Origin of the sequence: Sphingomonas sp. PP-CE-3G-477 (assembly GCF_003050745.1) — a bacterium.
Lineage (GTDB): Bacteria > Pseudomonadota > Alphaproteobacteria > Sphingomonadales > Sphingomonadaceae > Sphingomonas.
The window spans coordinates 41,018-61,488 of sequence record NZ_QAOF01000004.1 but is presented as its reverse complement, the minus strand read 5'-3'; the positions used below and the strand labels follow the sequence as shown (position 1 = coordinate 61,488).

General features: G+C 65.5%; 11 protein-coding genes. 3 read left to right on the top strand and 8 right to left on the bottom strand.

Features of this window, described 5'->3' with window-relative positions; genetic code table 11:
• Positions 1–11: 11 nt before the first annotated feature.
• Together C8J45_RS09685 and C8J45_RS09680 are read right to left on the bottom strand one after the other, a co-directional pair.
• Positions 12–3,038: a glycosyl hydrolase family 28-related protein gene (locus C8J45_RS09685; RefSeq protein ID WP_107963281.1), complete on the bottom strand. Its 3,027-nt coding sequence runs from the start codon at positions 3,036–3,038 to the stop codon at positions 12–14.
• Between the two features lie 123 nt (positions 3,039–3,161).
• Positions 3,162–3,413, bottom strand: coding sequence for a helix-turn-helix transcriptional regulator (locus C8J45_RS09680; RefSeq protein ID WP_244647207.1), 252 nt, complete (start codon positions 3,411–3,413; stop codon positions 3,162–3,164).
• Positions 3,414–3,695: 282 nt separating this feature from the next.
• Between C8J45_RS09680 and C8J45_RS09675 the strand changes: the two genes are divergently transcribed.
• The 3 genes from C8J45_RS09675 (at position 3,696) to C8J45_RS09665 (ending at position 8,963) form a co-directional block, all read left to right on the top strand.
• On the top strand, positions 3,696–5,042 hold the full coding sequence (locus C8J45_RS09675) for a GntP family permease (protein ID WP_107963049.1): 1,347 nt from the start codon (positions 3,696–3,698) through the stop codon (positions 5,040–5,042).
• The gene (locus C8J45_RS09670) at positions 5,032–5,751 is read left to right on the top strand and encodes a FadR/GntR family transcriptional regulator (protein WP_107963048.1); all 720 of its coding nucleotides are present in this window, start codon (positions 5,032–5,034) and stop codon (positions 5,749–5,751) included. The genes C8J45_RS09675 and C8J45_RS09670 overlap by 11 nt, the downstream gene beginning before the upstream one ends.
• Positions 5,752–5,936: 185 nt before the next feature.
• The gene (locus C8J45_RS09665; RefSeq protein ID WP_107963047.1) at positions 5,937–8,963 is read left to right on the top strand and encodes a TonB-dependent siderophore receptor; all 3,027 of its coding nucleotides are present in this window, start codon (positions 5,937–5,939) and stop codon (positions 8,961–8,963) included.
• A gap of 140 nt (positions 8,964–9,103) precedes the next feature.
• Here the strand turns inward: C8J45_RS09665 and C8J45_RS09660 are convergent, their stop codons facing one another.
• From C8J45_RS09660 to C8J45_RS09635, 6 genes are all read right to left on the bottom strand, one after another.
• A complete protein-coding gene (locus tag C8J45_RS09660) occupies positions 9,104–10,147 on the bottom strand; it encodes an SMP-30/gluconolactonase/LRE family protein (protein ID WP_107963046.1) in 1,044 nt (347 codons plus the stop codon).
• Positions 10,140–11,630: a tryptophan halogenase family protein gene (locus C8J45_RS09655; RefSeq protein WP_107963279.1), complete on the bottom strand. Its 1,491-nt coding sequence runs from the start codon at positions 11,628–11,630 to the stop codon at positions 10,140–10,142. Before C8J45_RS09655 ends, C8J45_RS09660 begins: the two co-directional genes overlap by 8 nt.
• A gap of 7 nt (positions 11,631–11,637) precedes the next feature.
• A complete protein-coding gene (locus tag C8J45_RS09650) occupies positions 11,638–12,675 on the bottom strand; it encodes a cupin-like domain-containing protein (protein ID WP_374956440.1) in 1,038 nt (345 codons plus the stop codon).
• Positions 12,672–13,406 (bottom strand): SapC family protein, encoded by a 735-nt coding sequence (locus C8J45_RS09645; RefSeq protein ID WP_219907365.1) that lies wholly within the window; start codon positions 13,404–13,406, stop codon positions 12,672–12,674. The genes C8J45_RS09650 and C8J45_RS09645 overlap by 4 nt, the downstream gene beginning before the upstream one ends.
• A 380-nt stretch (positions 13,407–13,786) precedes the next feature.
• Positions 13,787–16,996, bottom strand: coding sequence for a TonB-dependent receptor (locus tag C8J45_RS09640; protein WP_107963277.1), 3,210 nt, complete (start codon positions 16,994–16,996; stop codon positions 13,787–13,789).
• 370 nt (positions 16,997–17,366) lie between these two features.
• A complete protein-coding gene (locus tag C8J45_RS09635) occupies positions 17,367–20,375 on the bottom strand; it encodes a TonB-dependent receptor (protein ID WP_107963044.1) in 3,009 nt (1,002 codons plus the stop codon).
• Positions 20,376–20,471 lie beyond the last annotated feature (96 nt).

Genomic DNA, 20,471 nt, shown 5'->3' with positions numbered 1-20,471 from the left:
CGCGCCGAGTCTCATATCCCCGTCGCGTACAAGGCGTGGTGCGTGAGGATGTAGAGCGTGCGGTGGTCGGCGCCGCCGATCACGAGTTGCAGCGGGCGCTCGGGCACGTCGATGCGGCGGGCGAGCGTGCCGTCCGCCGCGTAGACGAACACCTGGCCGTTCGCGACGTAGAGGTTGCCCGCGGCATCGCGCGCCACGCTCTCGCCGCCGCGATCTGCGACGATCTTGAGGTCGGTCACCTTGCCGTTGTCACCGACCAGCCCGCTATACGTGCGGTTCTCCGATCCGTTGGTCAGGACGATGCGTTCGCCCGGTGCGGCGAAGACGAAGCCGTTGGCATCGAGCGTATCGGACCAGCGCCAGCCCTGATGATCGTCCGAACCCTGGTTCCAGACGCGAAACGCCGGGAGCACCAGCGACCCGTCGGGCGAGACATAGTCCTGCGGCTTGGCCTCGCCCATCTTGGTGGTGAAGAAATCCGCGAGCGGGGGATATTGGTACGTCGCGGGATCGATCCGGTCGGCGAACTCGCCATTCGCCCAGACGTTGACCGGAAGCACGGTTGCCGATCCGGGCCGCGGCTTGGCGGGGGTCGGCGCGATGACCTTGACGTCGGTCGGCTTGGCCGGATCGATGCTGAAGACGGTGCCGTCACGTCCCGCCGACGACAGCACGAGGAGATCGCCCGACCGGTCGACGGCGAGGTTGACCGCATCGAGCGGTGCTTCCGAGACGATCGACAGGCCCTCGGTCTTCGACCAGCCGTGGATCCGCTGGAAACGGCGATCGATGAAGTACAGCTTGCCCTGCGCATCGACCGCGCCGCCCGCGATCGAGTGGAAACCGTCGGCCAGTTTCTCGACGCCGGGCGTTGCCGGCAACGGCGCCGTCATCGGGGTTCGCACCGCCGTCGCGGGTGCGGGCGGAACGTCGAGCCGGGCGAACTCGAGTTCGCGCACTTCCTGCCCGCGCGTCATATCCTTGATGGCGTTTTCGAACGGGAATTTGCTCGCGCGCAGATACGTGCCGCAACCCTTGGTATCGCAGCTCGCAAACCCGCTTTCGGCGTTCACGTGTACGTTGCGGAAACGGATGTCGCCCGAACTGTAGAGCTTCACCGCGGCGTCCATCGGCTTGATCGAGCGCGTAACGCGGTAGCCGTGGTAATTGGCGAACAGGATGTTGCGCGAATTGCGGATCTCGGTGGAGATCGCGTCGACGCCGTCGCGTACCTCCTGCTCGGTCTGTGGCGCCAGGAATTCCCAGTTCTCGACGGTATCGAGGACGATCTCGGCGCGATAATGGTGCTCGGCCGACAGCTCGTAGACGTGGCCGGGGGTCTTGGTGTTCGAGACGTGGAAACCGGCGGAGGCGAGCGTGTTCGGCGACCAGATCGCCGCGAACGTGCCGCCGCCGCCGTCGGTGACCCAGATGCTCGGATATTGGCCGTCGAAGCGCGCGCGCGGATCGCCGAAACCGATCGGGCTGCCCTTGGTCAGCACGGTGCCGCCGCCGCCCTGGATCTTGACGTCGTTGACCATCGACGCCTCGCCCGCCTTCCACAGAAGTGCGGTCGCGCGGGGATTTACGCCGCCGGTCCACAGGCCAAGCCCGGAGACGACCGCGTTGCCGCCCTTCGCGCTCTGCAACAGCGCCTTTGGTCCGCCGACACCCATGTACGCCGGTGTCTCGTCGGGCAGATAGAGGTGCGTGAGGCTGGGGTGCAGCGCAATCAGGACGCTGTCGGGGCGCAATTTGATCGTGTCGGTGACGCGGTAGCGACCGACCGGGAGATACAGCACGCGGTGGGTGTCGATCGCGCGCTGCAACGCCGCGGTGTCGTCGGTCGTGTCGTCGCCCTTCACGCCGAGATCGTGGACGTTCGCCCATTCGCGGACCGGCGGCATAGCGCGGATCGCCGGCGCACGCCGTGCCGGCAGGCGCGCGAGCGGCGCCATCTGGATGTCGGTCGCATACTCGCCGATCGCGCCCAACCCGGCCAGCTTCAGCCCGTAGGAGAAATCGCTGACGCGGTAGCGTGGCCCCGCCCCTGCCACGGTCTTGCCGCTGCCCCGGAAGCGGACGAAGGTCGGGGTGTTCGACGCCACCGCATTGTCGAAGCCGATCTGCGTGAAGACGCTGTTCTCCGCCGACACGATCACGCCCGCCTGCGACACGTTCTCGAACCGGACGTCCTTGCCCCAGAGCGAGTCAGAATAGCCGCGGTCGATCTCGATCCCGACCGGCGTATCGCGGATCGCGACGTTAACGAGAGTCAGGTCGACCTCGTGTTCGCGGATCGCAGCATCGCGCTGGCCCTGGAATTCGGAGTCGATCAGCGTGAACTGCCACGCGGGCGAGGTCTTTTCCGACATGATGCCGTAGCGGCCGCCGAAGAAGCGCAGATTCTCGAACTCGTTGCCCGCCTGATAGACGCCGGCGAGCCCCGAGCCGATGTGGAAGTCGACGTGGCGGAGATAGCCATGCTGCGCGACACGGAACCGCACCGCGACCGCACCGGCATTGCCCTCGCCGATCCGGAAATCGACGTTCGACAGCGCCGAATAGAAGGTGCTCGAGGTCGCGTCGAAGATCGCGGCGTCGAAGGGCACGCTGGTGCGCGGCGGGACCGGCGCCTTGCCGACGCGGTACTGGTCCTCGCCGGTGAAGCTGACCATCGCCGCGACACCCGACGCGTAGCCCGCGCTATTGTCGCCGAGCACGATCTCAGGGCGGGTCCGGCCGATGCCGAAGATGCGGACGGCGGAGCGGACGAAGATCGTCCGGCTGATCCGGTAGCGCCCCGAGGGCAGGAACACGACGCCGCCATGACCGCCCGCCGCCGCCGCGTCGATCGCCTGCTGAAGCGCGGCGCTGTCGTCCGCGCGACCGTCGCCGACGCCCTTGACGGTGATCGCACGCGGATCGTCGGGCTGGCTGAGATAGACCGAGACGGACTTCGCAGCCGGTACGGTCTTCGCGATCGCAGGCGCGGCGACGAGCAGCGCCGTTCCGCAGAGCAGCCAGTGCGCAACCATCATCCGTCTCCAATTATCAGGACAGCAGTCCTACCGTTCGGGAGCGGACGCTTCACCTGCGACGATGGTCGTAGCTGGGGCGCCGTCGAACCCTCCCCCTGCAAGGGGAGGATAAAAGGGGAATCAGATTGCCAGGGATTGCGCGAGGATCGCCGCCTGGGTGCGGTTGCGGACGTTGAGCTTGCGCATCAGGGCGGTCATGTGGACCTTCACCGTGGCTTCGGCGATGCCGAGGTCGAAGGCGATCTGCTTGTTGAGCAACCCCGAATGGACGCCGCGAAGCACCCTCAACTGGGTCGGCGTCAGCGCGGCGCGGGTCTCGGTCACCGTTGCGGCGGCCGTGGGTTGGCGCGTTTCGTGTCCAGGCCCTTCCATGGTCATCCTCCTCTGCTTCGGCCATGTGTGCAGCGGATCGGGACCGCGACGGCATGGTTCGAGCTGTTGATCCACTGATCCGGTTGTGCGGATTCGGTTGGACAGGTCCGATGTATGGGCCGCAGCTTTGGGCGCAATCAAGCCTTTTCTGTTGGTAGTTCGAAAAGACCTGTCGTACAGATATGCGATTGTACCAGCAGGCGAAGGCGCCGCCGGACCGATAGGAGGGGCGTTTATGCCACGAGCACTGGATCGTTCCGGACGACCGCGAGCCGCACGCCAATGATCGGCAGCGACATGCGGCTGGTGATCGCCGCGCTGGCCGGGATACTTCTCGCCGTGCTGATGATCGTCCGCGGGCGGCTTCACCCCTTTATCGGCCTGTTGTGCGGCGCGTTCACCGTCGGGCTGCTCGCCGGACTGCCGCTGCCCGACGTCGCCAAGGCGGTGCAGAAGGGTGTCGGCGATATCATCGGCGGCACCGGCCTCGTCGTCGCGCTCGGCCTGTCGCTGGGCGCGATGTTGCATCTGTCGGGTGCCGCCGCGTCGCTGGCGAAGGGCGCGTTGCAGCTTACCGGTGTGCGCGCCGCACCCTGGGCGACCCTGGGGATCGCGATCGTCGTCGGCCTGCCGCTGTTCTTCGAGACCGGACTCGTGCTGCTGCTGCCGATCGTCGTCGCGGCGGCGGAGGAGATGACGGGCAAGGACGGCGCCGATCGCGATGCGGCCAAGCTGCGGCTCATCATGCCCGCGCTCGCCGGTCTGGGCGTGGTCCACGCGCTGGTCCCGCCGCATCCGGGGCCGCTGCTCGCGGTGGAGGCGCTTGGCGCGAACCTCGGGCTGACGATGTTCTACGGCATCCTGATCGCGATCCCGACCGCGATCATCGCCGGGCCGTTGCTGGCGATGGTGACGACGCGCGGCGTGCGGCTCGCGTCGCCGATCGTGACCGACAAAGGCCTCTCGATCGCGCCGCCGCGGCGGATGCTGTCGCTGCTGATCGTGCTGCTCCCCGTGCTGATGATCGCGACCGGCGAACTGGGCCAGATCGTGCCGGGGATGAAGGGCACCGCGTGGCTGGTCGCGGCGAGCAATCCGGTGATCGCGTTGCTGATCACCAACCTCCTCGCGCTGCCGTTGCTGTTCGGGCGGCGGCTGCGCGAGGCGGCGATCCAGGATGCGGTGTGGCACGAGACGATGGGTTCGGCAGGCGCGATCCTGCTCGCGATCGGCGCGGGCGGCGCGCTGAAGCAGGTGCTGGTGACCGCCGGGCTGTCCGATCTGCTCGCGCGCACCGTGCTGATGTACGCGATCTCGCCGCTGCTGCTCGGCTGGCTGGTCGCGGTGGCGATCCGCCTCGCCGCGGGCTCCGCCACGGTCGCGACGATCACCGCGGTCGGGATCATGCCGGGCGTGGTCGCGAGTTCGGGCGTGTCGCCGGAACTGGTCGTGCTGGCGATCGGCGCGGGATCGGTATTCTTCAGCCACGTCAACGATCCCGGTTTCTGGCTGGTGAAAAGCTATGTCGGCACCAGCACCGCCGACACGTTCCGGACCTGGTCGCTGCTCGAAACGGCGATCTCGGTGGTCGGCCTCGCGCTGGTCATGGCGCTCAGCCATGTCATCTGACCAAATCGGAGACGTCCCGGAAAAGGCCGCGGCGAACGAGGGTCGGCTGGCCGATCGCGCCTATGCCGGCATCGTCCAGATCATCCTCGAAGAACGGCTCGCGATCGGCGACCGGCTGCCGTCGGAATTGCGGCTGGCGGCGACCTTCGGGATGTCGCGGACGATCGTGCGCGAGGCGCTGGCGCGGCTGGCGTCCGACGGGATCACGCAGGCGCGGCTCGGCGCGGGATCGTTCGTCAAGCGTCGGCCGTCCGAACGGCTTGGATCGCACATGCCGATGGACGCGCTGGCAACCACGCTGGGCACGTACGAAGTCCGCTTCGTGCTGGAAGCGGAGGCCGCGAGGCTGGCGGCGCAGCGGCGGTCGAACCATCAGCTCGATGCGATCGAGAAGGCGCTGGAGGCGTTGCGCGCCGCGCTCCTCTCCAACGCGCCGGCGCATGACGAGGATTGGGTGCTGCACCGTGCGATCGCCGAAGCGACCTCCAACGCCGCGTTCCTGCCGGTCTTCGATCACCTCCAGGAACAGGTGATGCAGATCCTGCGCGCCGGGGTCGACATATCGCGGTCGCGGGCGCCCGAGGTCATCAAGGCGATGATGGACGAGCATGACGCGATCGTCGAGGCGATCCGCGCGCAGGATGCCGACGGCGCCGCGCTGGCGATGCGCTGGCATCTGTCGCAGGGGCGCAAACGGTTGATGCCCTGACTGGCGCGCGGTCTGCACGCGCGCCCCCTGCGACCGCCCCCCCCTTGCGACCGCCCACTGCGACCATGGTCGTAGATGATACCGCGACCGGCTTCCGATAAAGAGCGTCGGGACACGACACGTCGCCAAGCCGGACACACGGTATGCGCGTCGTGCAACATGGGGATGGAATGATGCACAGGCATATGCGCGATCGGTACTCCGTTCGGAATTTCCGTGGTACCGCTACCAGCTTAGCCGTACTCGCGACCGCGCTGCTCTGCTCGCCCGCCCTTGGCCAGACCGCGTCTCCGGATGCGAGCCTCCCGGCCTCGACACAGTCCGCAGACCCGGCCGCGCCCGACCAGCTTCTCGCGCCGGAACCGGCCGTGCAAGCCGAAGAGCGTGCGGCGACCACCTCGAACGACATCGTCGTCACCGGCACGCGCATCACGTCGAGCGGCTTCAACGCGCCGACGCCGACGACCGTGATCGGCGAGGACCAGATCCTCAAGAACGCGCAACCCAATATCTTCAACGCGATCGCGCAGCTGCCGTCGCTGCAGGGCTCGACCGGCGCCTCGACCGGCACGTTCAGCACGTCGAGCGGCACGCAGGGGCTGAGCTCCTTCTCGCTGCGTGGCCTCGGCCCCATCCGTACGCTGACCCTGCTCGACGGGCAGCGCGTCGTCGGCGCGAACGTCTCCGGCGTGCCCGATATCAGCATGTTCCCGCAGTTGCTGGTCAAGCGCGTTGACGTCGTAACCGGCGGCGCATCGGCGTCCTACGGCTCGGACGCGGTCGGCGGCGTGGTCAACTTCATCACCGACACGCGCTTCAAGGGCTTCAAGGCAAACGTCCAGGGCGGCATCACCAATTATGGCGACGACAAGCAGGGCCTGGTCCAGGCCGCGTTCGGCACGTCGCTGTTCGGCGATAAGCTGCACCTGATCGTCAGTGGCGAATATGACGACGAGGACGGCGTCGGCCCGGGCGATTTCGGCACCGACCTCGCCAAAGGTCGCGACTGGTACCGCGCCACCACGCTCGTCAACACCGGACAAACGAACAACGGCCTGCCGCAGTTCAACTACCGCGACTATGCGCAGCCCTATCAATATGCGCGCTTCGGCCTGATCAACAACGGCCCGTTGCAGGGCATCGCGTTCGACCAGAACGGCGCGCCGTATAATTTCAACTATGGCTCGAACGGTCGTCCGACCGGCACCGGCGGCGTCACCAACTGCTTCCCCGCCAACAGCTTCTGCGTCGGCGGGGACCTGTCGGGCGCGCCGGGCTCGGGCGCATCGCTCAAATCCTCGCTGGAGCGGCTCAACGGGTTTGGGCGGATCGGCTTCGATTTCGCCGAGAACAACGAGGCCTATGTCACCGTCAACGTCGCGCAGGTGAAGACCAGCAACCAGCCGAGCCCAGGGTATGGCCGCCCGAACCTGACCGTGCAGTGCGCGAACCCTTTCCTACCGCAACTGGTCCGCGATCGCTGCGCGACCGCCAACATCACGCAGTTCAATTTCGGCACCAGCAACGGCAACTTCCCCGATCCGCTGGTCCAGACGGATCGTCGCCAATACCGATTCGTCGGTGGGCTGAAGGGCAAGTTCGACATCGGCGGCACGCCGTGGACCTACGATGCCTATTACGAGCACGGCATCACAAAGGCGGCGATCGACGTCGACAACACCGTGTTGCAGTCCCGCTATGTCGCGGCGACCAATGCGATCACGCTGAACGGCGCGATCGTCTGCGCCGATCCTGCCGCGCGCGCCGCCGGGTGCCAGCCTATCAACATCTTCGGCGGCGCGGTGCCGTCGGTAGCGGCGCTCGCCTATGTCACGCCTGCCAATGGGCCGCTCCAGCGCACCAAGCTGACGCAGGACGTCGCCAGCCTCAACTTCTCCGGCGAGCCGCTCAACCTGTGGGCCGGGCCGTTGTCGGTTGCCTTCGGTGGCGAGTATCGTCGTGAATTCTACCGCGTCCACGGCGACCCCTATGGTGCGGGCGTCACCGCACTCAGCCCGAACAGCACAGCCTATCCCGCCGATCCGCTGTTAAATTCTACGCTGGGCAGCAACTGGGCAGCCGGCAACTACAAGAACGGGCGCGGAAAGTACGAGGTGTACGAGGGCTTTCTCGAGCTCAACCTGCCTTTGTTCAACAGCGAGGCGATGGGCCGCGCCAACCTCAACGGCGCGGGCCGCGTAACGCATTACAGCACGTCGGGCACGGTGTGGGCTTGGAAGGCCGGCGGTACCTGGGATACGCCGCTCGACGGCATCCGGCTACGCGCAGTCACGTCGCGCGACGTCCGCGCGCCGAACCTGTCCGAACTGTTCGCTGCACCGACCGTCACGACGTTGCCGAACTTTACCAATCCCTTCTCCGGTAGCGGCGTGCAGGCATTCCAGAACACCGTCGGGAACCCCGACCTGAAGCCGGAAATCGCGCGCAACACCGAGGTCGGTATCGTCCTATCGCATCCGTCATGGGCGCCGGGTCTCGGTCTGTCGTTCGACTATTACAAGATCAAGCTCGACGGCGTCGTCTCGACACTATCGCCCGACCAGATCGTCCGCTTCTGCTTCGAGGGCAATCAGGCGTTCTGCGGCGGCTTCGTGCTGAACAGTCCGACCCAGGGCGGCAATTTCATCAACGTCCAGCCGTTCAATCTCGCGTCGTGGAAGACCAGTGGGTTCGACATCGAGGCGAGCTATCAATGGAAGAAGCCGCTCGGCATTCCCGGCAACTTCACGCTCCGCATCCTCGGCACGCACGTGAAGGAGTTCCTCGTCGACGCCGGGATCGCCGGCGTTGACGTGGTCGACCAGGCCGGGGCCAACAACGGCAACACGCCGGACTGGAAATGGCTGGCGACGCAAAGCTACGACAACGACGTCTTCAGCATCAACCTGCAGGAGCGCTGGTTCTCGGACGGCGTGTTCGGCAACCAATATGTCGTCTGCACCACCGGCTGCCCAGTCTCGACCGCCAACCACCCGACCATCGACTATAACAAGATGAAGGGTGCGTTCTACGTCGACCTCGGCGGATCGGTGAACTTCACCAAGCAGGTCAGCATGTTCTTCAAGGTCGACAATCTGTTCGATCACGACCCAGCGCCCGCGCCACAGACCAACACCGGTCTCGACGTGAACCCTGCGCTGTACGACACGCTCGGCCGCATCTACCGCGTAGGCGTTCGCGCCAGGTTCTGACCGGCCTTTCCCCCGGCAGCGGCCGCTGCCGGGGAAGCGCACCGTTCCAAGACCATTTAAAATTGCGAATATTCAACTCGTGTCGGTCGTAAAACCCCACACGGCGAAGGGCTAAACGGTCCGTGTCGAACGAAGATCGATCAGCCCTCGCCTTGCCAACCGCCACGCAGCGACAGGCGCAGGACGCGGTCGTTGGCGGTCATGTATAGCGCCCGCCCCCGCTCGCCGAACGCGCAGTTGGCGATCGGCGCGCCAGTCGTGACGAGCGCGAGCGGCTCCGCGTCGGGCGTCATGACCATCATGCCGCCGGGCACCGAGCACACCAGCGTCCCGTCGAGCGCCACCTTCATGCCGTCGGGCAACCCTGCCCCGCCCCGCGCCTTCATCGCCGTGGCATCGAGCAGCACCCTGGCATTGCGCACGCCCTTCGCATCGAGATCATAGACCATGATCCGCGGCGCGCTTTCGTCCGACACCGACACGTAGAGCCGCGTTTCGTCGGGCGACAACGCAATGCCGTTCGGTCGAGTCAGGCTCCCCTCCAGCAGTTCGACCATGCCGCCCGGCCGCAGCCGATAGACGCCGTTCACCGCCAGTTCCTTTAGCGGCGACGTATCGCCTTCGGTCAGCCCGTACGGCGGATCGGTGAAGTAGAGCGTCCCGTCGCGCGCGACGTGCATGTCGTTCGGGCTGTTGAACCGCTTTCCCTGGTAGCGATCGACGACCGTCTCGCGCCGCCGCGTGACCAAATCCAGGCGATCGATCGACCGACCGCCGCTGTTCGCGATCAACAGCCGGCCCTCGCGGTCGAGCGTCAGTCCGTTCGCACCCGGCTCGCGGATAAGCTTGGGATCGGTGCCCCCTGCCCCCGACGGATCGAGGAACGGCACGGCGGGGCCACCCTTGCGCCAGCGACGAACGATGTTGGCGGGTGGGTCGGAGAACAGCAGATACTGTCCGGCCTCGACCCATACCGGGCCCTCCGCCCAGCGGATGCCGGTCGCGATCGTCTCGACCCGCGTGCCGGCCGCGACCATCCGGTCGAACGCGGGTGACATCCGCTCGACGCGCGGCTCGGCAGCGGGGCCCGCACCAAAAGCTGGCGCGGCGACCATCGCCACCGCGCCGACCAGGACCTCGCGACGTCCCGGTCGAAACGCGTCGCTGGCGGCCCGCTCAAACATCGGCGGGGCAATAGGTACGCAGGAACTGCTGATGCGTCGGCAGGACCGCGACTTGCTTGGCGATAGTCGTCTTCATGTCGCCCAGGACCTGTCGCAGGCGCGGCTCACCCATGATCCGGCCCATCCGGTGATGTTGGCGGGGAGACAGTCGCTGGCCGGTCATCACCTGCGCCCAGGAGGCGACGCGGAAAATCTCTTCGCCGTCCTGATACGCCATGCCGCTTTCGCGAAACAACGCGATCCGGTCGCTCAGCGTCTCGGGGATTTCCATCGTCCGGCATGCATTCCAGAACGCCGTGTCGTCACGCTCGGTCAGCACGTAATGCAGCACGATGAAGTCGCGGATTCGTTCGATATCGGCGGCCGCCTGTTCGTTGAAGCGTTTGGCCGTCGCCGCGTGATTGCCGCCGAACGGGAACACCTGGAGCAGCCGCGTGATGCCGATCATCGCGAGGTGAATCGCGGTCGACTCGAGCGGTTCGACGAACCCACCCGCTAGCCCCAATGCCACGCAATTGCCGCGCCATACGTCCTGGCGGCGACCGGGCTGGAAGCGGATCAGGCGGGGATCGAACAGGACTTCACCCTCGACTTCGGCGAGCAATTGCGCGTGCGCCTCATCTGCGGAGAGGTGCCGGCTGTCATAGACGAGCCCATTGCCGACGCGGTGCTGGAGCGGGATCTGCCAGCGCCACCCCGCACCGTGCGCGATCGCGCGCGTGTACGGCACCGCCGGCCCGACCGAGCGCGTCTGCGTGACGACCGCGCTGTCGGTCGGCAACCAATGCCGCCAATTCTCGAACGGCGACCCCAAAGTCTGGCCGATCAGCATCGCGCGGAACCCGGTGCAGTCGATGAACAGGTCCCCCTCGATCCGCTCCCCCGAGCGCAGCACGAGCGCGGCGATGTCACCGCTCTCGCCATCCTGTTCGACGCGGTCGATGAACCCTTCGATGCGGCGCGCGCCTGCCCCCTCGGCGAGCGTGCGCAGGTGTCGCGCATAGCGGCCCGCGTCGAGGTGATAGGCGTAGCTCAGCTCGGGCGCGTTGCCGCCGATCGCGAACCGCTCCGCCTGCGCCGCCTGGAGTTCGAGGCAATAGTCGCCGAGGTCGCCGCCGAAACCGTCTTCGCGCGCCTGGAGCCAGAAATGGTGGAACGCACCCATCCAGGTCGACTGGCCGGTTTCGCCGAACGCGTGGATGTAGCGATCGCCGATCCGAGCCCAGTTCTCGAACGATATGCCGAGTTTGAAGGTGGCGCCGGTCTCGGCCATGAACCGCTGCTCGTCGATCCCGATCAGCCGGTGGAACGCGCGTGCCGTCGGGATGGTCGATTCGCCGACGCCGATCGTGCCGATCTCCTCGGATTCGACCAGCGTGACATCGACCAGCGCGCCGAGTTGCTGCGCGATTGCGGCAGCGGCGAGCCAGCCGGTGGTGCCGCCGCCCGCGATCACGACGCGGCTCCGCTGTGTGTCCGTCATGGCCATCCTATCTGTTGAGGCGTTGCAGGACTTGTGCGCGCAATCGCCGTGCGGCGGTGTCGTCGAGCGGCGCGAGCGCACCGCGGGCATGCGGCGGCAGGTGTTCGCCCGCGCGCTCGGCGGGGCCGAAGACGTAATAGTCGAACAGTTCGCGCCACGCCCGCTTCTCGCCCTCGGGACGATCGCGCAGGCTGAGCATCGCATGAAGCATCGTCGTCATCGGCGTATCGACGAACGCGGGCACGTCGTTCCACCAATAATTGATCATCAAGTTGAAGTCGTCGAGCGCCTCCACCCGGTGCCACCACAAGGCCGGGTAGACGAGAATATCGCCCGGATCGAGGTAGACGACGCGCGCAGTGCTCAGCGCGTCGCGAAAGCCCGGATGGCGGTCGAAATCGGGTTCGATGAAATCGACCATGCTGACGACCTGCCCGCCTGGCGTCGGTTCGAGCGGGCCGGGATAGAGGTTCGCGACCTGATCGGGCGGGAACAGCGTGAAACGGCGCCGGCCGACCAGCGGGCAGGCGATGTTGTTCGACATGTCCCAATGCGCCGCCGCGGTCGTGCGGTTGCCGATCCAGAGGCTGGCGAGCGGCGTCCCGGCACCAGTAAGGTCGCCCTCGGCCACGACGGGGTTCTCGGCGCGCAAACCGGGGAAGAACGTGTCGACGTCGGTCGAGCCGAGATACACCGATGGCGCCTCGTCTGCGGCGATACCCGCGCGGATCCGGTCGAGATAATCGGCCAGCGGCGCGCGGCTTGCCGCGTAGTTCATGCCCGTGACGTCGTCATTGTAGAAGAAGCGGCCGCCGATCTTTGGTTCGCCGACGAAGCCGACCACCGGACGGCCCGCATCGAAGCGTAACAGATACGCCATCGCCGCGTCCGCACCCTGCCGCCCGGCCTCGACCAGCGGCAGATCGGTCGCCACCGCCTTCAGCACGACCGGTTCGCCAGCTTCGATCAGCGCGGCGAAGTCGATCTCGCCCCGTTTCGCCCCTTCGATCGTGCGAACGGCCGGCAAGGCAACGGAAGCGGTCACCGCGCCGCGAGCCGGCTGGTCTTGAGCTCGATCAGGCGCGAGACGGTCCCGAGCGACGCGATCGCGAAGAAGGCGAGTTGAAGAAATCCGGGGGCGTGGAGGCGCGCCAGGGCGTCGCCATCGAGCGCGGCAAGTCGTTCGGCCGAGATCGTGTAGAGATCGTCGAGCGTGTATTTGTTCGTCTCGTCGAGGAATATCTCGAGCGCGACCGGCTCTATCAGGCCTTCGACCTGGAAGGCGTCGAACATCGGATCGTTCGCGATCACCCCGTCATGGATGCGCCCGAGCACGTCCGACACGGCATCGAGATACGGACTGTTGCCACCATGCGGCAGGAAGACGATCTGCCCGGGAACGCCCTCGCCCCGCGCGGTGATGCGCGGGGAATCGAGGTCGACGTGCACCATCGGCTCGGCTTCGCTGCCGTCCTCGGCGCGGGTCAGGCCGATCGAGAAGGGCCCCCGCTGATGCAGCGCCGGGACATAGCGCGCGTGCCAGACGCCATCGCCGAGAAACAGATTTTCGTCACGATCGAGCCCGACGAGTGCGACCGACTGGAACCGTCCCTCCTCCGAACGTCGGAACAGGATCGGGTATTCGCGTTGCAGATCCTGCCATTCGGTCGGGAAGACCAGCACCTGGTTCACCGCGTCGCCGAACTCTGGACCATGGCCCGTCGCGACCGTCAGATCCTGGTGATCGACGTTATTCAGAAGGACAATATTCGTCACGATGCGCCTTTCGCAAACCACGGACCTGGTACGCGCGGCATCATGCAGAGCACGGTTGCGGCACGCAATCCGGCGCGGGCCGCTATGCGCTTCGTAGACCTTACGTCGTTTGCTCGTGCGCGCATTCAGGGCCTTGTCCATGAGCCTTGCAGGTTCGTGGGGTCGCGAGAATAACCAGCCACCACTGTTCCAGAAGCGCCTTCCCATTGGGCTCCGGCCTTCGCCGGGTGGTGGAGATTTCTCCGGGCAGTGCTTGTTTTCCCAAGACGCACCGAGCCCCACCGTACCGCGTGACGTTGCAAGTGGATCGCCGCGCGAGCGATCTCCCCCTCCCCGGCATAGGAGGGGAACATCGTCGCCCGTCGATCCCCCGCGTCCGTTCAGAAGCGGAAGCGCCCGCCCAGCAGGAAGCGGCGGCGCAGTTCCTGCCCGAACCAGAGCTCGCTCTGGTCGCGCGCATAGGTCCGGAGTTTCTGCTCGGTCAGGTTGATGCCTTCGATCGACACCGCGAAGCGCGGCGTGATGTCGTAGCTGATGTTCGCATCGAGCTGCCCGAACGGCTTGGTGAACTCCGGATTGCGCGAGTCCTGACGGTTGATGCCCGACAGGAATTTGTCGCGCCAGTTGTACGCGAGCCGGGCGGACAGTCCGTATTTGTCGAAGATCAGCGTCGCGTTGAACGTGTCCGACAGGCCCAGCAGCGCGAACTGGTTCTCCGACGGGAGCCCGCCGATGTTGAACCCGACATCGCCCCGCACCAGCGTATAGGCGGCACTGACGCCGAAACCGGTCGATCCGAAGAAATGCTGGCCTGCGACTTCGAAGCCGTAGATCTCCGCGTCCTTGTTGTTGACCGGCCTGGTGAGCTGGAACTGATACAGGACGTCCGTCCCGTTCGCGATCACGTCACGGCTGCTGTTGATTTGCTTGACGAAATCGTCGTTCAGCGAGCCGGTGGCGCCATTATAGTTCGCCTGGAACACCGTGGTGGCCGCGCCGATCGAGCCGGTCTGGTCCAGCAATGCCGTCAGCACGAACAGGTTCACGTCGCTCTGATCGGCACCCAGCGCCTGCAACGCCGCCTTGGCCTGGCCCGATCGCGTTCCCGGCGCGCCCGAGCTCGGATCACGCAGCCCGAACAGTTCGGTGGTGAACTGGCCATTGCCGATGAAGTTGCGCACCCGCTTGTCGAACACCCCGAACGAGACGTAGCTGTCCGGTTTGTAATACCATTCGATCGAGGCATCGAGATTGTCCGATTCGAGCGGGATCAACCGCGCATTGCCCGTCGTCCCGCTCGGGATACCGCCATTGGCGACCGGTCGTGATGGCCCGTTGGCGCTGGTCGAGGTGAACAGATTGCCATATTCCGGCCGCGCGATCGTCTTGCTGAACGACAGACGCCCGATCAGATTGGTCTTCAACTCGACCTGGAAATCCATCGAGGGGAGGAAATTATTATAGGACCCGCCGTCCGTCAGGAAGCTGCTCTGGTTCGAGATCACGAGGGTGTAGTCGTTGTCCGAAACCCAGTTGATCGCGGCAGGAACGGCCACCAGCGATCGCGACGTGGACTTCGTGTGTTCGTAGCGCACGCCGGCGACGAGCGTCGCGGGTAATGGCCCGAGCTCACCCTTCCACGTGACCTGGCCATATGCCGACCAGATCTTCTCGCGAACCCGATTGTCTTCGGTGGCGGTGGTACCGACGAGATTGCCGGCCTTGCTGTAGAACGGCGACAGTACCGAGTAGATGGACGCCGCATCACCGCGGAATGCCGTCTGCGATTCCGGATCGTTGCCGGGATCATAATGCTTGAACTTGCAGACGAGGCAGAACGCCTGCAGCGCGCCGGGCGCAAGCCGTTCCACGTCGCCGGGGTTGGTGATGCCCCAGTCTCCGAGAACCTGCTGCGTCGTGGTTCGCGTCTGGTGCATGTTGGTGTTGCGAAGGTTGCCGCCGAAATCGAAGCGACTGCCGCCCCCGAGATCCCAGCCGAAATCGCCGCGCAGTTCCTTCACGCGCTGATCCTGCGCAGACGCGAACGTGCGGCCGATCTGCGACCCCACCTGGGTAACCGTCAGCGGACCCGAGAGCGTGATGTCCTGCACGGGAATACCGCCGGAAAAATCCACCGAATGCGAGGAAACGACGTTGGCCGCCATGCCGACCAGCGTCGAGCTGTTGCCGTTGGGATTGTCCGGCCGGCTCGATGCCTTGCTGTAATGGCCATCGAGATTGAACGTGAAGTTGTCGGTGATGTCCCATTTGCCGTTCAGGCCGAAATCCTGGATCCGGCTTTTCTGACCGCGGTTCTGCGCCTCGAAGCCTTCGTCCTTCGCGCCGTTGATCGTTTCGTGCAGATACGTTGCGGTGGCGACCGTCGGGTTGGCGTCGAACCGCACCTCGTCGAACGGCCGGCTGAACCAGTTGGACAGATCCGAACGGACTTCCTTCTGCGTGTTCTGCGCGAACAGAGCGTCGGCGGTCAGGGTCAGCGTCTCGATCGGCTTGAACTGGACCACCGCCTGGCCGTTGATGCGTTCGCGGCTGCCTTCCGCATAGTGATAGCGGCTGTCGTTGGGGATCGCGACGAGCTGGTTCGGGTCGCTCGGCCCACCCGTGATCTTCGTGCTGCCATCCGATTTGACGAACCCTCCCGACAGGAAGGTGCTGTACGGCATGATGTTCCAGTTGTTGGACGTCGCCGCGATCGAGGTGAAGTTGCGCTTCTGGTAGCTGCCGAACAGCGACACGCCGAACCGGTCGGTCGGATCGGCCCAGCTGAGCACGCCCGAAAGCTCCGGCGTGACCTTCGATCCGCAATCGAGGCAGCCATCGGTACTGGTGTCGTACACGCCCTTCGCGCCGATGCTGCCGGTCAGGCCGCCCTTGCCGTCGAGCGGACGGCGCGTGACCACGTTGATGGTCGCCCCGATGCCGCCGGTCGGCACGGACGCGCGGCCGGTCTTGTAGACCTCGAGCGTGCGGACACCTTCGGAGGCGAGGTTCGAGAAGTCGAACGACCGGCTCGCACCCTGCGCGCCATCGGAATTCTGATCGCCGCCGACGACCTGCACGTTAGCAGTCGCAAGCTGGCGGCCGTTCAGCGTGACCAGATTGTAGCTCGGGCCGAAGCCGCGAACGGTGACCAGCGCGCCTTCGCCGTTGGTACGGTTGATCGAGACGCCCGTGATCCGCTGCAGCGACTCGGCAAGGTTGGTGTCGGGGAACTTGCCGATATCCTCCGCCGAGATCGCGTCGACGATGCCGGTCGAATTGCGCTTGATCGCGATCGACCGTTCGAGGCTGGCACGAACGCCGGTGACGACGATTTCGTCGCTCGCAGGCGCCTGGGCAGCAAGAGAAGATTCGGACGACGGCGCGGTCTGCGGTTGCGTAAGCTGACCAGCCGCGGCCGCGGGGTCTGCCGTCGTGCCGGGTGCCGTCGTCGGCTGCGCATTCGTGGCGTCGGCGCCGGCCTGCGTCTGAGCTTGTGCAGAAGCAACGCCTGATACCGTAAGACAGTACGCCACCGCTATAACGGATGCCGAACGCGCGAGCGCCGACGAAAGACTATTAGCCTTCATGATCATCCCCTCTTGGTCGCAGCCTTGTGACCGCGGATACTCCCACGCCGATCGTACGCCGGCTGTGCGAGCGCTAACATAGACCTTACAAAGACAGTGGCAAGCATCTTTGCGACCGAATATCTCTCTATTGTTACACGCACTGCGATAAACATTGATCCAAATTGGATTTAATCTGCAATCGGTTGATAAGTCGGCAGAAACCTAATGGATCATCGCTCGTGTCCGTGACAAATTAGCACCACAACGCCCTCGTCACAGGATAGACGAGCAACGCAGGTTGCCCACGACCGGGGGAATTGGCGGCGGATGTACAAAAAAGGGGCCGATCCTTTCGGACCGGCCCCACAGGGTCCTCGGGAGAGGAGACTTAGAACTTGGCGCGGATGCCGGCGAGGAACTGGCGACCCGGATAATAGACGCTGTAGGCTGCATTGTCGTAGCCGAAGGTGGTCCGCAGGGGCTCGTTGGTGATGTTGAGCACGTCGAGCGTCAGGCGCACGCGGTTGTCGAAGAACGGCAGCTGATATCCGGCGGAGATATCGAACTGGCCGCGCGCATCGGCGCGCAGCGGCACGGGAATGTTGTTCTGCGGACCGTTCGCGGCGATCGATTCGTCGTTCCAGACATAGTTCAGGCTGAGCGACACGCCGTGGCCTTCGTAGAAGCCTTGGAGGTTGTAGCTCCACGGCGCGATGCCCGACGCGACCAGTCCGGTATCCGACTTCTGCGTGATCCGCGTGCCGTTCGCCGAGAAGCCGAGCCCGCGGACGAGGAAATCGAGCGGCTGGACCCAGGTCGCCTCGACGCCCTGGATCTTGAGCTGGTTCAGGTTGACCGGCTGCGTCACGACGATCTGCGCGACGTCGGGCCCACCGCGGCCGTTGATCGCCTGCTGCTGCGTCGTGGTGAGCGTGCTGAACGCGAGGTTCAGCGCGGAGAACGGCACCGTCGACTGGATGTTGGCGGTGAACCCGTCAATGTTCTTGCGGAAGTACGACACGCCGACATAGCCAATGCCGCCGGTGTAATATTCGCCGCCCAGATCGATGTTCTCGGAGGTGTAGGGCTTCAGGTTGGGGTTGCCCGCGGTCGCGACCTGCGCGCCCTGATCGGAGAAGGTCAGGCCGGGCAGCAGCGACCCTGCATCGGCGCGCGTCATGCTGATCGAGGTCGCAAACCGCAGCTTGAGGCGGGTCGCCACGTCGTAGGTCAGGTTGAGCGACGGCAGGACCTTCTCGTAGGACGAGTCCTGGATCACGTCGACGAGGCCTGCCGCGACCTGGACCGGACCGGCGACGTGCTGGTCGGTATGGACATAGCGGACGCCGGCATTGGCGCGCAGTTCGCGACCGAAGATCTCGGTGACGCCGTTGCCTTCCATGTAGAAGCCGAACGTCTTTTCGAGGATGTCGCCGGTCGTGCCGCCGGTCACCGAACCGCGCGCTTCGGGCGCGTTGTCGAGGAACGACTGGTAGTTGGTCGCCGCCTGCAGCTCCTTCAGCTTGGTCGAGATGATGCTCGTATAGCCGACATTGCCCTTGGACAGCTTGCCGATGTCGGTGACGTTGAGGCGTTGCAGATACTGCGACAATTGCGCGTTGGTGACGCTGCCGGTGGTGCCGTCGCACGTCGCGCCGCACACCGACGTCTGGTACGCGGTCGAATTGTCGTAGGCGCGGACGTTGCGCAGCGCGCTGTCGTACGCGCCGCCGAACTTCAGGTTCATGTTCGCATCGCCGAGCGTGAAATCGACATGCGCGCCCTTGGTCTCGGTCTCGCGGCGTACGCTCTGGACGTTCTGGCGATACCATTTCCAGCCGAGGTTCGGATCGCCGAGATCGACGTTCGAGGTGATGATCGGCTGCGGATTGTTGCTGTCGGTATTGTCGTAGAACGCGTTGATCCCGGTCTCACGCGGAGTCTGGATAAGGAAGCTCGGCTGTTCGCGATAGAACGTGCTCTTGCCGTAATTGACCTGCGCCTCGACCTTGAACGTGTCGCTGGGTGCCCAGGTGACGCTCGGGTTCACATTGTAGAATTCGGTGGTCTGGCGGAAGATGCTCTCTTCGAGGAAGAACACCGAGTTGGCAAACGTACCGCTGGTGACGACGTTGTTCGCGTCCACCGTCAGGCCGATCGGCACCATGCCGCCGGTCGACGTCGGATCGGTACCGGGGCCGGAATTGCGGACGTACCAGTTCATGTTCGACTTGACGTAATCGCGCTTCGACTTGGCGTAGATACCGTCAAACGCGAAACTGAGCGTGTCGGTCGGGCGGAACTCGAGCGCGAGCAATGCCGAATACCGCGAGCGGGTCCCCTGCGTCACGTTGTTGCGGCCGAGACGCGGGATCAGCGCGCTGCGGATCTGCGTATCGGTCAGCCCCGACGTCGCCGCGAGATTGACGGGCGCGCCCGGCGTGAGGCCAAACCCCGTGTTGCGCGGCACGACCGGCGCGTAGGCGAAGCCGTTGCCGCCGACGTCGCCGACGCCCGGCCGCCCGGTCGGGACGTTGCCGTCGGTGTAGCCGACCGTCTCGAAGCCATCGACGCGAGTCTTCTGATCGACGCCCTGCAAGCCGATCAGGATGCCGAACTTGTCCCAGGTCTTGCTCGCGACGATCGCGCCGCGCGGGCCGAAGCGGTTGTTGGTATCGTTATACTGGCCCTGCCCGACGACCGTCAGGTGCGTGCCCGGATTGTCGAACGGGCGTGCATTGCGCAGGTTGACCGTACCGGCGATCCCGCCCTCCAGCGTGGAAGCGACCGGCGACTTCAGCACGTCGAGGCGGGTGAAGAGTTCGGACGGGAAGAAATCGAGATCGACCTCGCGGTTGCCGCCGCCGGTGCCGTTGGTGCCGCCATCCGACGCGATCGCGATCTGCGTGTTGTTGAGCAGCACTTTCGAAAAGCTCGGGCCGAGCCCGCGGATCGCGACCTGGACGCCTTCGCCGGTGATGTCGCGGTTCAGGCGCACGCCGGGAATGCGGTTGAGCGTCTCGGCGAGGTTGGTCGCGGGCAGTTTGCCGATGTCCTCGGCGAAGATCGAATCGCCGAAGGCGACCGCGTTGCGCTTCGCGTTGGTCGCGCTCTGGAGGCTGCCGCGGATGCCGGTGACGATGATCTCGTCGGTCGCGCCGAGACCATTGTCGGCGGCGGTGGCGCTCTGCCCGGTGGCATCGGCTTGCGACGGCGCCGCCTGCGTGGTCGTGCCGGTGATGCCCTGCTGGTCGGGGGTTGCCGGTGCGGTCGTGCTGGTCGCCGCATCGGGCTGCGCGACCTGCGCGGCGACAGGCGCCGCGACGATCAGGATGTTACCGGCAGCAGCGGCCAGCAATGTGGCGCGGACGTGGTGACGGCGTGCGGTGAAGTTCATGGGATATCCCCTCCGTGTGATGTCCCCGCTTCGATGTCGGGATACGTTAAATCTTGCGCGATTTATGATAGCGCTATCATATTATGAGTAATTGTC